Source organism: Paenibacillus sp. MABNR03, assembly GCF_050455445.1.
Classification (GTDB): Bacteria; Bacillota; Bacilli; order Paenibacillales; family Paenibacillaceae; genus Paenibacillus; species Paenibacillus xylanilyticus.
The window spans coordinates 2000593-2015146 of the sequence record NZ_JBCIYR010000001.1 but is presented as its reverse complement, the minus strand read 5'-3'; the positions used below and the strand labels follow the sequence as shown (position 1 = coordinate 2015146).

At 48.5% G+C, this 14554-nt stretch carries 11 protein-coding genes; all 11 read left to right on the top strand.

The window, feature by feature from the left end; all coding sequences use genetic code 11:
* The first annotated feature begins 48 nt into the window (after positions 1-48).
* The 11 genes from AAIH57_RS08465 to AAIH57_RS08415 all read left to right on the top strand — a co-directional run bounded on the left by AAIH57_RS08465 (position 49) and on the right by AAIH57_RS08415 (position 14501).
* Positions 49-609, top strand: a complete 561-nt coding sequence (locus tag AAIH57_RS08465; protein WP_175399064.1) for an outer spore coat protein CotE — start codon at positions 49-51, stop codon at positions 607-609.
* Positions 610-718: 109 nt separating this feature from the next.
* Positions 719-1969, top strand: coding sequence for a putative amidoligase domain-containing protein (locus tag AAIH57_RS08460; RefSeq protein WP_246311114.1), 1251 nt, complete (start codon positions 719-721; stop codon positions 1967-1969).
* A 205-nt stretch (positions 1970-2174) separates the two neighbouring features.
* On the top strand, positions 2175-4964 hold the full coding sequence (mutS, locus tag AAIH57_RS08455) for a DNA mismatch repair protein MutS (RefSeq protein ID WP_175399063.1): 2790 nt from the start codon (positions 2175-2177) through the stop codon (positions 4962-4964).
* Between the two features lie 18 nt (positions 4965-4982).
* Positions 4983-7064, top strand: coding sequence for a DNA mismatch repair endonuclease MutL (gene mutL, locus AAIH57_RS08450; protein ID WP_175399062.1), 2082 nt, complete (start codon positions 4983-4985; stop codon positions 7062-7064).
* Between the two features lie 17 nt (positions 7065-7081).
* Positions 7082-7867 carry a class I SAM-dependent methyltransferase gene (locus AAIH57_RS08445; RefSeq protein WP_175399061.1) on the top strand — a complete coding sequence of 262 codons (786 nt, stop codon included), beginning with the start codon at positions 7082-7084 and terminating at the stop codon, positions 7865-7867.
* On the top strand, positions 7851-8804 hold the full coding sequence (gene miaA, locus AAIH57_RS08440) for a tRNA (adenosine(37)-N6)-dimethylallyltransferase MiaA (protein ID WP_430021355.1): 954 nt from the start codon (positions 7851-7853) through the stop codon (positions 8802-8804). Before AAIH57_RS08445 ends, miaA begins: the two co-directional genes overlap by 17 nt.
* A gap of 211 nt (positions 8805-9015) precedes the next feature.
* Positions 9016-9243, top strand: coding sequence for a hypothetical protein (locus AAIH57_RS08435; RefSeq protein WP_175399060.1), 228 nt, complete (start codon positions 9016-9018; stop codon positions 9241-9243).
* Positions 9244-9470: 227 nt separating this feature from the next.
* Positions 9471-9713, top strand: coding sequence for an RNA chaperone Hfq (gene hfq / locus AAIH57_RS08430; protein ID WP_017687918.1), 243 nt, complete (start codon positions 9471-9473; stop codon positions 9711-9713).
* Positions 9714-9881: 168 nt separating this feature from the next.
* The gene (locus AAIH57_RS08425; protein ID WP_430021246.1) at positions 9882-12572 is read left to right on the top strand and encodes a PBP1A family penicillin-binding protein; all 2691 of its coding nucleotides are present in this window, start codon (positions 9882-9884) and stop codon (positions 12570-12572) included.
* A 284-nt stretch (positions 12573-12856) separates the two neighbouring features.
* Positions 12857-13420, top strand: a complete 564-nt coding sequence (locus AAIH57_RS08420) for a DUF402 domain-containing protein (protein ID WP_175399058.1) — start codon at positions 12857-12859, stop codon at positions 13418-13420.
* Positions 13421-13529: 109 nt separating this feature from the next.
* Positions 13530-14501 (top strand): AAA family ATPase, encoded by a 972-nt coding sequence (locus tag AAIH57_RS08415; protein ID WP_175399057.1) that lies wholly within the window; start codon positions 13530-13532, stop codon positions 14499-14501.
* Positions 14502-14554 lie beyond the last annotated feature (53 nt).

Here is a 14554-nt window from a genome sequence, read left to right as displayed (position 1 = left end):
TGCCCTGCATACACTTGTAGTGAATGATTGTATGGAGGAGGTTTAAAGATGTCATTGAGTCATAAACATCAATGTAGAGAGATCATCACGAAGGCGATCTGCGGCAAAGGTCGTAAGTTCTCTACCGTAACACATACCGTGACTCCGCCTAATGGTCCGACCAGTATTTTGGGGGCTTGGATTATCAACCACCAATATGAAGCCGTATCAGCGGGGGACGGAATTGAAGTTATTGGTACTTACGATATCAACATTTGGTATTCCTATGACAAAAATTCGCAGACAGATGTAGCCAAAGAAACGGTGTCGTATGTAGAGCATGTGCCTTTGTCTTACCTGGATCCGAAACACCGGGCTTCCACAGTGGAGGTATCTGCGGATGCAACGCAGGAACCGAGCTGTGTGGAAGCCACGGTATCAGCAGGTGGAGGCAGCGTAATTATCCGGGTAGAACGGGAATTCGCTGTTGAACTGGTTGCCGAGACCAAAGTTTGTGTGAAGGTGTGCACAGATGGTTGTGGGGACTACGAAGACAAGGATTATGACTTCGGAAGCACGGATGAAGATTATGATGATCTTGATCCGGACCTGCTTGACGATGAACTGTAATTCATCGTCTCTTGTTTCCTTAGCTAAGGTATCATATGCGCCGCAAGCGGCAGTGAAGAGGGCGCAAGCCCTCTTTTTTCTTTTTTGGGCGGTGGAAAGGAGGGACCGAATGAATGTGATGGAGGAGGCAGAGCAAGCTGCCAGGCGATACGAACGTATGCTGCCAGGCGAACGAGCAGGTCGATTGGAGAGAGCCGGTATTGAAGTGCTCGCCTCACGTGATAGGCAGAAGAGGGAACCTGGACTCCGAGCGCGTTACGACGTCGAGATCTGCTGCCTGCAGGCTCTCAGAATTAAACGTCGAGATACCAGCGGCATGAGCGGGTCACAGGAAAGTTTACTGAATCGTGAAGCAACCTCAACCCTATTCAAACGAATCGAGCGGCTTGCTGTCAAAACGTTGTACACTTTGGGACTAGATCACGGTGCCGTGCGCCTGGAAGCCTCGGGGAAAAACGGATGTGCAGTTCTGTCTATTGACCCTCGGCCATGGAAGGGCATGACAGATCTATCCGTCATGTACCGGGCAAGCTGGAAGCAGCTGCAGTCTCAACTTGATGAGGAGAACCAGAATAAGGTAACGCCCGTGCTCGGAATGGACCCGGAGTTTTTGCTTGTACAGATGCCCGAATCCAAAATTATACCTGCCTCGAGATTTCTGGGACGTACAGGTATGGCGGGGTGTGATTCCGTGACGATTGGGGGCAGAAGAATCTATCCGGTTGCTGAACTTCGCCCTGCACCCAGCTCGGAACCCCGTGAACTGCTTACCCACTTGCTTAGAGCTTTTGAACTTGCTTCCCGCAGTATAACCGACCATTCGTTAATTTGGCAGGCCGGAGGAATGCCGCAGCGTGGACTGCCGCTTGGCGGACATGTTCATTTCAGCGGAGTAACGCTAAATGGGGAATTGCTGCGTGCGCTGGACAATTATCTGGCCCTGCCGCTTGCGTATTTGCAGGACCCGCGTGGATCAGGCAGACGTCCAAGGTACGGGGCGCTTGGTGATTTTCGCCTGAAAAACTATGGTGGATTCGAGTACCGCACACTGCCCAGCTTTCTGGTCTCACCACTCGTTGCCAAAGGGGTTGTAGCCCTTGCGGGTCTTATCGCGGCTTCCTATTCCACACTACGTCAGCGTCCTTTGATGAACACGCCAGTGCATACTGCATTTTACGATGGCGATCGGGATCAAATGAAGGCATACATTCCAGCGCTCCTGGATGATCTGACCGGCTTGGATGGATATGCAAGATATGAACCATATGCAGCACCCTTGATTCGCCAGATGAGAGAGGGCAGAACGTGGGATGAGAGCAGGGATATTCGCAAAGTCTGGAATATTCGTGCAGGTTCATGAAGAGTGGATGTTTTTTTGTTATAATAGAAATCAAGTCAATTTTGGATCTGATTACAGCTATGGAAGACATGCAGACAGCAGTTTGTGAAGGAAGCGGCCGATGGCCGAAACATGAGGCGGAGGCACGTTGATGTGCCTGACCGCCTTATTGTCCTTCAAGGGCAGGGACTCTTCCTGACAATATAGGAACGGATGGAGGATATTCATGGCTCAGTACACGCCAATGATTCAACAATATTTGCAAGTAAAAGCCGAAGCGCAAGACGCTTTTCTTTTTTTTAGATTGGGTGATTTCTATGAGATGTTCTTCGAGGATGCTGTCAATGCAGCCCGTGAACTTGAAATTACACTGACAGCACGTGCAGGCGGTGGGGATGAGAAGATCCCAATGTGCGGTGTGCCTTATCATTCGGCTGACAATTACATACAGCGTCTGATTGAAAAAGGATATAAAGTTGCCATTTGCGAGCAAATGGAAGACCCGACAGTAACCAAAGGTATGGTACGACGTGAAATCGTACGAGTTATTACGCCAGGAACAGTGATGGAAGGCAAGACACTGGGAGACAAATCCAACAATTATATGGTCTGCCTGACGGGAAACCACAATACACTGGCGCTCGCGGCATGTGATCTGTCGACTGGAGAGTTGTATGTAACATCAGTCCCGTATTCCAAGGAATGGCTCAAAGATGAGATCGGGATCTATGAACCTTCAGAATTAGTCGGTGATGCTCCTCTTCTGGATACAGTTGCTGCGCAGTCTTCCCCAATCGGAAGACCTGTTGTATACACGCCATGGACGAAGAGCAAGGAAGACCTTGTTCGGCAACAATTCGGTGAGGCTGCATGGGCGAGATTGGAGCCTGAACGTCAAGCGTGCGTTGCACGTCTGTTTTCGTACCTGAGTGAAACGCAAAAAAGGTCCTTGGGGCAGCTGACGCAAATTTCAACGTATGAGCCGGATCACTTTATGATTCTGGATCCGTTCACCAGACGTAACCTTGAACTGGTTGAAACGGTGCGGGAGCGTTCCAAGAAGGGCTCGTTGCTCTGGCTGCTGGACAAGACGGAGACATCCATGGGTGCGCGGATGCTGCGGCGGTGGGTGGATAAGCCGCTGCTGCAAAAAGGGAAAATCAATGAGCGTCTTGAAGCAGTGGACACGCTGTACAATCAGTTCATTTTGCGTGAGGATCTGCGTGCTGAACTGAAGGACATCTATGATCTGGAGCGACTGGTGGGACGAATTGCCTTCGGGAATGCCAACGGGCGAGATCTGAATGCACTTAAACTGTCTCTGGATAAAATCCCTGGGCTGCGTCAGTATTGTGCTGAATCCTCTTCTACAACGCTTCAGAACATCGCGGAGATGATGGATGACTGCAGTGACTTGCGGGATGCCATCGGGAGTGCCATAGTGGACGAGCCACCAGTTTCCGTTAGGGATGGAGGATTGATTCGTGAAGGATATCATGAACGACTCGACGAGCTGCGGGAAGCTTCGATAAACGGCAAACAGTGGATTGCCGAGCTGGAAGCGAAGGAACGTGAAGCGACTGGCATCCGTTCTTTGAAAATTGGTTACAACAAAGTGTTCGGCTATTATATTGAAATTACGAAGTCCAATCTGGCCTCCCTGCCAGAGGGTCGTTATGAGCGGAAGCAGACCCTTGCCAATGCGGAACGTTACATTACTCCTGAGCTGAAGGAAAAAGAAACGCTGATTCTTGAAGCGCAGGACAAGATGGTTGATATCGAATATGGATTGTTTGCCGAGCTTAGGGATCGGTTGAACCAGGAAATCGCTAGACTTCAAAAATTGGCTGAACAGGTTGCGGAAATTGATGTATATCAATCCTTCGCGGTGATCAGTGCAGAGCGGAATTTTGTAAGACCAACGCTGACAGACGGCTATGATTTTGTGGTGGAACAAGGACGTCATCCAGTCGTGGAGGCCGTGATGCGTGAGGGTGCTTTTATTGCCAACCACACGGCAATGAAAGAGGAAGAGGCACACATTCTACTTATCACAGGCCCCAATATGGCTGGGAAGAGCACGTACATGCGACAGGTTGCACTGATCTCGATTATGGCGCAGATCGGGTGTTTTGTACCGGCAGGTCAGGCAGAAGTCCCGATCATGGATCGCATCTTTACACGAATTGGAGCCGCGGATGATCTGATTGGGGGCCAAAGTACGTTTATGGTGGAAATGGCGGATATTCAAGTCATGACCGATAAAGCGACACCGCGAAGTCTGATCATTATCGATGAATTGGGCCGAGGAACGTCAACCAGTGAAGGCATGGCGATTGCCCAATCCGTCATCGAGTATGTGCACGACATTATAGGCTGCAAAGCGCTCGTATCGACGCATTTTCATGAACTGGCTCACCTGGAAGAAAGTCTGGATAAACTGGCAAACTACTCGATGGCCGTACAGGAGAGTGGTGACAAAGTGAACTTCCTGCGCAAACTGATTCCGGGTGCAGCGAGCAGCAGCTATGGCATTTACTGCGCACGACTAGCGGGTCTGCCGGATAGCATTATTGAACGAGCGAATGGGCTGCTGCACGGTTTTGAACATGCTGCAGCTCAGGTTGCGGTTGGCAGTGAGTTTGCCGGAAAAGCGAAACCGGGTTCGGATGTCGATACTGGACATGCGCTAACAGATGGTAATGGATCATCCATCATTCGGGAAGAAGTCGTGGCCACTTCCTCATATAAAGATGAGGTATTCTTGGAGAGTGAGCCTGTCAAGGAACAACATAACAAGAATAAGTCAGGTTCCAGACAACAAGACGTTGTCCAACTCTCCATATTCGGTGATGATGAACCGAATGTGGCAAGCAAACCGGAAGTAATCCCAGTGGACAAACCGACGCGGGATTTTATCCGCAATATGAAAGACATTGATGTAATGAATATGACGCCTCTACAAGCGATGCAATTATTGAACGATCTCAAATTAAAGGCACAGCAATTATCCTGATAACGGGAGGGGAAACCTGTGGCGAAAATCCATGTGCTTGACGAACATATTGCCAACCAGATTGCGGCGGGTGAGGTGGTTGAACGACCTGCTTCGGTTGTAAAGGAATTATTGGAGAACTCTGTGGATGCCGGCGCCACCAAAATTGAAGTTTCTGTTGAAGAAGGTGGATTGCTCAGCATTCGTGTGAAAGACAATGGTTCAGGTATTGAACCTGATGATCTGGAAACAGCCTTTTACCGTCACGCAACCAGCAAAATTACCCACGGACGTGATCTCTTCCAGATTACAAGTCTTGGTTTCCGGGGGGAGGCACTGCCGAGTATCGCGGCGGTCTCCAAGGTCGAAGTCCTAACCGCCAGCGGGGACGATGGTCGCGGGCGTAGGATTGTGATTGAGGGGGGCAAACTGTGTGCACACGAGGATGCAACGTCACCACAAGGTACAGAGTTTGTAGTCAAAGAGTTATTTTATAATACCCCTGCTCGGCTGAAGTATATGAAAACCATCCAGACCGAGCTGGGACACATCTCGGATGTACTCTATCGGATGGCCATGTCTCATCCCCATATCTCATTTACACTGCGGCATAATGCCAATGTGCTGCTGCAAACGCTCGGAAACGGCGATCTGCTGCAGGTGGTGGCAGCAATTTATGGTACGAGCGCTGCCAAAGCCATGCTGCCAATCCAGGGAGAGAGTTTGGATTACCGCGTGAGCGGGTTGATCAGTCTCCCGGAATGGACTAGAGCCAATCGGGGCGGCATGTCAACGATTGTGAATGGTCGATATATTCGCAATTACGGCCTTAATCAGGCGATTCTCAAAGCGTATCACACGCTTCTGCCGATTAATCGGTTTCCGCTCGTTGTGGTGCAGCTGGAGATGCACCCTTCACTCGTGGATGTAAACGTGCATCCGGCGAAACTGGAGGTGCGCTTCAGCAAGGAAGCCGAATTGTACGAATTTATTGAAACGACGCTGCGTGGCATACTGCGACATGAAGTGCTTATTCCACAAGTCACCAAACAGCAGATCAGACGAGGAGACAACAGTTCATTCATACAGGAACAATTTCTCTTTCCGCGTGGTCCGTTCAAGGATGAGCCAGAATCGGAAGCAGAGGGTACACAAGAAAAGGCAGATAACACCTCCGTGTCCGGGAAACCGCCTGCAGAAGAAGACGATCTGGATGCACCTGCTGATATTCAACCTGGACAGGCTTCAGAACTCTTTACTGAGGTGCCACCATTGCCGGATGCACCGCCACCTGATCTGGCCACGATGAATCCGTTCCAGGCATTTGCTTTTGATCGGGCTGAGGTTGATGAACGTACATCACCAACCCAAGATACAGCCCCTGCATATCGTTCCAACAACACGAATACGCCGGTTAGAGAAAGCCGATCATCATATAAAGCGGCAGTCAGTTCCAATGGAGATCGCAGTTGGAAGGCATCCAGTATGCCTGACACGGCGAAGCTCGCAGCTGCGGTGAAGTCGGATGCAACCATGCCTTCATTCCCTGAACTTAGCCTGATCGGTCAGCATCACGGTACGTATCTGATCGCCCAGAATGAAGATGGCCTCTATCTCATCGATCAGCACGCCGCGCATGAGCGGGTGAATTACGAGTATTATTATGAAAAGTTTGGCAACCCTGCTCAAGCTTCACAGGAGCTCTTGCTGCCGATCACGCTGGAGTTTACCCCGTCCGAGACGGAAAAACTCAAAACAAGGCTGGCCTGGTTCGAACAGGCTGGTGTATATCTGGAGCATTTCGGCGGGCAGACGTTCCGCGTGCGCTCCCATCCGTTTTGGTTTCCCAAAGGGGATGAGAAAGATATCATCGAGGAAATGTCTGAATGGGTACTGAGTGAGCGCAGCATTGATGTGGGCAAGATGCGGGAAGCGGCTTCCATTATGTGCTCCTGCAAGGCCTCGATCAAAGCAAATCAGAAGCTGACAGCACAGGAGGCAGAGACGCTCATTCAGCGGCTCGGTTCTTGTCGCCAGCCTTACACTTGTCCACATGGGCGACCGATTGTCGTTTCATTTTCAATCTATGATCTGGAGAAATTGTTCAAACGGGTCATGTAGCTGTTTAGGAGGAACTTATGTATATTACAACCGGTGATACAGAGGCTGCTTCTCTAGTTGAACGCGCACGCAAGCTTGCGGAAACGACGGGAGGCACCTATGTGCCGCGCAATAAAAAGTCACTGTCCAGGCTGATCGAACGTTACGGAATAAACGAAATTTTGGTCGTGCTTCAGGGCAAGGCGCGCTTGTATCGTAAAGATGCACCGCAGCTTGAGTTTCATCCGAGTATGGGATTCGTTCGCGCCAAACGTGTACTGCGTGGAGAGCCTGATCCAATGCTGGAAGCGGGAGCTGTTCTTGAGGGAGATACCATTGTTGACTGTACCGCAGGACTGGGCACGGATGCACTGGTATTTTCGGTCGCGGCAGGTAAGCAGGGACGGGTTATTGCTTGCGAAAGCTCGCTGCAGCTCTACGCACTGTTGGTGGAGGGAATGTCACATTACGAAAGTAATCGGCCCGAAGTCGATGAAGCGTTTCGCAGGATTGAATTACGGCATGCCAATCATTTGGACTTCCTTCGCACCTTGCCTGATCGAAGCTGTGATACCGTCTATTTCGATCCCATGTTCCGTGAGCCGATGATGGATTCGAGTGCCATTCAGCCTTTGCGGGATTATGCGAACCCCCATGCACTGGACATACAGAGCGTTGAGGAAGCCAAACGAGTAGCCCGCAAACGGGTAGTGATGAAAGAAAAGCGCGGCAGCGCGGAATTTACAAGGCTCGGATTCGAGGTGCTGGATCGCGCCAATGCAAAAACACTGTACGGAGTGATAAATGTTGAAATCGGAAGATAAACCGAAACTGCTTGTATTGGTCGGACCGACAGCAGTGGGCAAAACAAGAATGAGTATCGAGCTTGCACAGGCGTTCAATTGCGAGATTATCTCGGGAGATTCAATGCAGGTATATCGTGAGATGGATATCGGTACGGCGAAAATTACCCTTGAAGAAATGAAGGGAGTGCCCCATCATCTCATAGATATCCATGAACCCGAGTATCCATATTCGGTGGCAGAATTCCAGGAGAGCTGTACCCGTTTGATCGGTGAGATTCATGCACGTGGCAAGCTGCCTTTTATTGTTGGAGGTACCGGTCTGTACGTGGAGTCGGTTTGTTACGGCTTTCAATTCTCGGAAAGTGGGTCGGATGAGGCTTTTCGGGAAGAACAATTCCGCTATGCTGAGCTGCATGGTGCACAAGCGCTTCATGACAAACTTAGAGAAATAGACCCGATCAGTGCAGATCGTTTGCATGTGAATGACCAGCGGCGAATCGTCCGCGCCCTTGAGATTTACCATCTTACAGGAGAGCGACTGTCCGAACAGCTGGCATCACAGAAAAAAGAATCTCCGTATGACCTCAGTATTATCGGTTTGACCATGGATCGCCAGAAATTATACGCCCGGGTTGAAGAGAGAATCGATCTGATGATCGAGCAAGGCCTGGTTGAAGAGGTGAAGTCATTGCTGGAGCGTGGCGTTGCCAGAGGGCATATCTCTATGCAGGGACTGGGGTACAAGGAAATAGCGGCTTATCTTCAAGGCGAAGTGAGCTGGGATGCTGCGGTGGAATGGCTGAAAAGAGATACCCGCCGTTTTGCCAAACGGCAGCTCTCCTGGTTCCGTCATATGAAGGACATTGAATGGGTGGATATGACGGACACGGAAAATTTTGCAGGGAATTATGAGCAGGTATGTACATTGATTAAACAAAAGTTTGACTACACGTAGAATGTGAAAATAGGCCCTCGTCTGGGACGTTAGAACCTCTATCTTTTTGTTTCAGAAAAGGTAGAGGTTTTATTTTTTTACCTAAAGTGTGGAAATGAAGAGGGGAAGGTGTATTGAATTATTGTAAAAAAATAACATAAACATTAAAATAAAAGCACATAACAACTTGAATGAAAATCAAAGTTTATTGCCCAAGAAAGGAGTGAGCTGGATGGAAGCAGGCATGAGTGGTGGTACGAGTCTATATCTCTTTTTGTCCGAATTATATGGAGCTGCTTTCGCAATTCTGGGTCTTATTGCCCTAATTTGGGTAATTATCGTTCTGTCCAATACCAATACATACCTGAAATTGCTGATCAAGGACCGAAAGCAGCTCCAGAATGTTCCTTTAACGAAGGCATTGACGAAACCTTTGGTGGATCAGGAAGAACAGGATTAAAGCGCTCTAAAACGAAGATTTAGTCCCTCTTTTGCAATTTAGACAAGCGGTGTATAATGGATAAGTCTTCTAGCTGCATGCAGGCTGATTCCGAGATGCAAATGTGGAGACAAGGGGTTTTTGTGGATTATATGAAACTGTTCATGATATAATAGCACGAAAGCTACTCAGCGATATTGAATACTATCTTAAACACGAATTCAAATGAACCAATGGGGGTACGGCTAATGAACAAGTCCATCAACATCCAAGATACGTTCTTGAACCAACTGCGGAAAGAAAACATTCCAGCTACGGTCTATCTGACCAATGGCTTCCAAATCCGTGGGACGATCAAGGCATTTGACAATTTCACGATCGTCATTGACAGCGACGGACGCCAGCAAATGGTCTATAAGCACGCCATCTCCACGTTCACGCCGCAACGCAGCGTATCGCTGATGCAGCAGGATAACAGCGGCGAAGCTTAAAAAATTACGAAACCTTTTCTACAACCATTTCGTCTACAAGTATAGGAATTGAAGCAGAGCAACCTTAACAAGGGTTGTTCTTTTCATTCCGGGCAAAAAAGGTTTATGATAAGCCTTAGCCATCAGGCGAATAGAAATTACGCAACCGAAAGGGAGTCAGGAGGTAACATGCCAAACGATCCGTTGTCGAGGTCTAACAATCGCAACAGCAATAACAAGTCAACCAAAAAAGCGAAGCCAAAGACCTCTAAAAAGAAAAAAATTACGGGTAAACGCGTTGGATGGACACTATTTTTCACCATGGCAATCGCCATCTTCTGTGCACTTGGCGGGTATCTGTTTATCATGGTAAGTGGTGAGCGGCTGCTAACAGCCAACATGGACAAAACAACTATTAATGAGACGTCGAAAGTATATGACCGCAATGGCCAATTAATGGGTGAGCTATCGATTCAGAAGCTGGAACCAGTTGATGAAGATGAGATTCCCGAGTTGGTAAAGGAAGCTTTTGTGGCAACAGAGGATAGACGATTCTATGAGCATCAGGGTGTGGATATTTGGTCCATCGGGCGTGCGGCTGTAAAAGACGTCATGGCCCGTTCCATGGTGGAGGGCGGCAGTACGCTAACCCAGCAGCTTGCGAAGAACATGTTCCTGTCCCGTGACAAAACATTCTTCCGGAAAGCGACAGAAGTATCCATTGCAATGGCATTAGAGCGCAAGTACACAAAAGACGAGATTCTGACGATGTATCTGAACCGAATCTTTTTCGGTCATCAGCGTTATGGTATTAAGGCTGCATCCGAATTTTATTTTGGTAAGGATAAGCTTGAGGACCTTGATTTATGGGAAATTGCCACACTGGCAGCGATGCCTAAAGGTCCTTCCGCCTATAACCCGCTGAGCAATCCAAACGATTCCAAAGCACGCCGCGGTGTGGTGCTGCAGCTGATGTACGATCAAGGTTACATCACGAAAGAAGAGATGGATGAAGCCAAAGCGGTAGATTATGATTATACGCCGCCTGAGAAAGAGCAAAAATACCAAGCCTTTATCGATTATGTTCTTCGTGAAGCGGAACGCGTAACTGGCAAAACGGAAGATGATCTGAACATCGGCGGATACAAAATCTATACGACCATGGATGCTCAGGCTCAGACGGCCATGGAGAGTGCCTTCTCGGATGACAGTTTGTTTGAGGAAAGTAAGGATGACCAGAAGGTACAGGGTTCCATGGTTATCATGAACCATGAAAATGGCAGCTTGGTTGCCCTGTTGGGTGGTCGAGACTACCAAACGAAGGGGTACAGCCGGGTAACGCAGAGCCGTAGACAACCGGGGTCGGCATTCAAGCCCATTGTATCTTATGCTCCTGCACTGGAGTCTGGCGATTACAACGCCAATTCGCCGCTGAGCAATCAGAAGCAGTGCTTTGGCAACTATTGTCCCGGCAACTTGCACGGATACTCTTCGACGATTAGCATGACAGAAGCCATTACGAAGTCGGAGAATATTCCTGCCGTATGGCTGCTTGATAAAATAGGTGTGAATACAGGTGTACAGTTTGCCAAAAGTGTAGGAATCCAGCTTACAGATGAAGATAAAAACCTTGCGATCGCCCTGGGTGGTCTCAGCAAAGGTACAAACACACTTGAAATGGCGCAAGCCTACAGTGCGTTTGCCAATCTGGGTGAATATCAAGAGGCTTATTCGATTAAAGAGATTAAAGACAGCTCAGATAAGGCTGTTTACAAGCATGACAAGTCAGAGACCACGCGTGTCATGAGTGAACAAAATGCATACTCACTGACTCAAATGCTTCAAAACGTAGTCAATGATGGTACAGGACGTTCAGCAAGACTGGATCGACCTGTAGCAGGTAAAACTGGTACGGTGCAGAGCGGCATCGCTGGCAACAGCGCGAACCGTGATGTATGGTTTGTTGGATATACACCTGAATGGACTGCAGCAGTCTGGATGGGGTATGACAATCCGGATGCAACCCATATGCTCAAAAACAGCAGTAAGCTGTCAGCTGCTTTCTTTGCGAAAGTCATGACGGAAGCGCTGAAGGGTGTACCTGTGAAGGACTTTGAAGCACCTGAAGGGGCTCAGACACCACCGCCGGAAAAAACGGAACCCGAGCAGCCGCAGTTGTCGGTAAGTGGATTGAGCGGAGCATACGATCCTGCCTCTCAGACCGTTTCGCTAAACTGGACTGGTACCGGGGATGCCAATACACAGTATCGCATCTATCGGAAAGAAACTTCCGAGGCCCAATACACGCATCTGATCGATGCCGTTGGATCGACTACTGCGCAGGATTTAAGTGCACTTCCAGGTCTGACGTACGAGTACTATGTCACCGCCGTTGATTCGGTATCTGGATTGGAAACCGACCCGTCCAATACGATATCACTTATGATTGAAGCGCAGGAGATTGATCCAGTGGAACCTGATCCAGGCATAGACACAGGAACGGATCCGGGAACGGAACAGCCCGGTACAGATAATCCCGACATCGGTTCGCCGGACAATGGCAATTCTGGTGAAAACAACGGCAACAATGGGAATAACGGAAACAATGGTAATGGTAATGGCAATAACGGCAACAATGGCAATAATGGCAACGGTAATGGTAATGGTAACAATGGCGGACCAGGGCAAGGGAATGGACAGTCTGGTGATGGAAGTACATCACCAGATCAGGGAACTACGGAGCCAGGTGGGAACAGTGATGGTTCGACTGACGGTTCTGTTACGACCCCTGGTGAAATTGTGACGCCTGATACCGGAACCGAAAGTAATACAGGTGAAAATGATACTTCGGTCGAATCACAGACCGGTAATGATGGTTAACGAGATTTGAATAGTAACAAATGCTTTTCTCAAGAGCCTGCTTCCCGATTATTCGGCGAGGCAGGTTTTTTCTTTTATAGCGCATTTCATTTGGATTTAGCAGCTGAATAGGGCGGGGCAAAGCTTAATTTTGAGTGTATAACTTAAATATGGTAAGCTGTAGCTATCGTAATACGTTGTGCAAAACTGATTCGGAAGTCATGGAATCGGAATTGCGGACGTTATTCAGTGTTCACCAATATGAGAACAGGTCAAGGACCTGTGGTCGGCAAAGAGGGGTTCGTATGAAACGGAAATTCGGGGACCGCGCGAACTGGCGCCGGATTACGAACCGACAATTTACATGCCGGTTCGTACAATCCAAAGTTTTCACAGGTTACATTACGCTGTACACCATACAGGATTTGAAAGAACCTTTGTGGAAAACCTATGGGGGAAGTACCTTTTGCATCGCGGACAAAGGATATTCATGGCTGCAGTATTACCCTAAGGGCGAGCACTTTGTGGTCACTGCCATGTTTGACGATCAGGAGCGTATTGTTGAATGGTATATTGATACCTGTCGCAGTCAGGGCATAACGGACCAGGGGGTTCCTTGGTTTGATGATCTCTATCTGGATGTCGTTGTGCTGAAAGATGGAGAGGTATTTTTGCTGGATGAGGATGAACTTGAAGACGCACTTTCGCGCAAGCATATCACATCTGGAGATTATGATCTGGCTAACCGAACGGCCAAGGAGTTGCTGCATGCCATCGATGCGCATGTGTTTCCTTATTTTCAACTATCGCTGAAGCATCGGCAAACCTTGTTTGAGAACGGAGACTTTCGCAAAAACGTTCATATCTGAGTTTTGACCAAGCACAGAATTACTTCATCATCCTTCTAATATTGGAGCATCTGATAGAATACATTAATAATCAGGAGAGATCAGCCCGATAAAATAGAGGTGATGGCGAATGAACGGACGGGTTATGGCTGCAGGAGGGCAACCGGGAGGCAGACCATCGAGACAAATTAATGTTGTATTGCGTAACCAGGAACCTCAGATGTTGGTTAAGGAAGAGGAGACACCAGTTCAGGCAGCCAAGGGGTTAGCAAAGCATGGACATTTCCAGGAGATTCAGGGTGAACTGGAGCAGCTGGTGGGATTGGAAAATATCAAAGAACTTGTATTTGAAATCTATGCTTTCTTGCAAATTGCCCAAATGCGTTCTGAAGCAGGTTTGCTCAGTGGAGCGCACGTGTATCATATGATTTTCAAAGGAAATCCGGGGACAGGTAAAACAACAGTGGCCAGGATTGTGGCAAAGCTGTTTCAAAAGATGGGTGTGCTCAGTAAAGGTCACCTCATTGAGGTTGAACGGGCCGATCTTGTCGGAGAGTACATTGGACATACGGCACAGAAAACACGGGATCTGGTTAAAAAAGCCCTAGGGGGTATTTTGTTTATCGATGAGGCATATAGCCTGGCGCGTGGGGGCGAGAAGGATTTTGGCAAGGAAGCCATTGATACACTTGTGAAGTCCATGGAAGATCATAAGAATCAATTTATTTTGATTTTGGCAGGATACTCTGAAGAAATTGACTTTTTTCTGCAGACGAATCCTGGATTACCGTCCCGCTTCCCCATCCAGGTTGAATTTCCGGATTACAGCATAGATCAGTTAATTCAAATATCGGAAATCATGGCGAAAGAGCGAGACTATATTTTAATGCCACAGACCATCCTTAAGTTAAAGCACCATTTGCTTCAGGAAAAAAATGATTCTCTGCACGCATTCAGTAATGCTCGATATGTTCGAAATGCAATTGAGCGCGCCATTCGCCATCAAGCGGTTCGATTGCTGGAGCAGTACACCCAGGGCAGTCCCGGGAAATTGGAACTGATGACGATTCGAACAGAGGATTTGAAGTTTGAGCGAAAGTGAGCGATAATGTTTTTTTTGGATCAGCCGGCCGGGTTAACCGGTTCGGCTTAAAG

Coding starts and splice junctions, on each gene's coding strand:
- mutS (WP_175399063.1), top strand. CDS start 2,175: ATGGCTCAGTACACGCCAATGATTCAACAATATTTGCAAGTAAAAGCC.
- AAIH57_RS08435 (WP_175399060.1), top strand. CDS start 9,016: ATGGAAGCAGGCATGAGTGGTGGTACGAGTCTATATCTCTTTTTGTCC.
- AAIH57_RS08425 (WP_430021246.1), top strand. CDS start 9,882: ATGCCAAACGATCCGTTGTCGAGGTCTAACAATCGCAACAGCAATAAC.
- AAIH57_RS08415 (WP_175399057.1), top strand. CDS start 13,530: ATGAACGGACGGGTTATGGCTGCAGGAGGGCAACCGGGAGGCAGACCA.
- AAIH57_RS08465 (WP_175399064.1), top strand. CDS start 49: ATGTCATTGAGTCATAAACATCAATGTAGAGAGATCATCACGAAGGCG.
- hfq (WP_017687918.1), top strand. CDS start 9,471: ATGAACAAGTCCATCAACATCCAAGATACGTTCTTGAACCAACTGCGG.
- AAIH57_RS08460 (WP_246311114.1), top strand. CDS start 719: ATGAATGTGATGGAGGAGGCAGAGCAAGCTGCCAGGCGATACGAACGT.
- AAIH57_RS08445 (WP_175399061.1), top strand. CDS start 7,082: ATGTATATTACAACCGGTGATACAGAGGCTGCTTCTCTAGTTGAACGC.
- AAIH57_RS08420 (WP_175399058.1), top strand. CDS start 12,857: ATGAAACGGAAATTCGGGGACCGCGCGAACTGGCGCCGGATTACGAAC.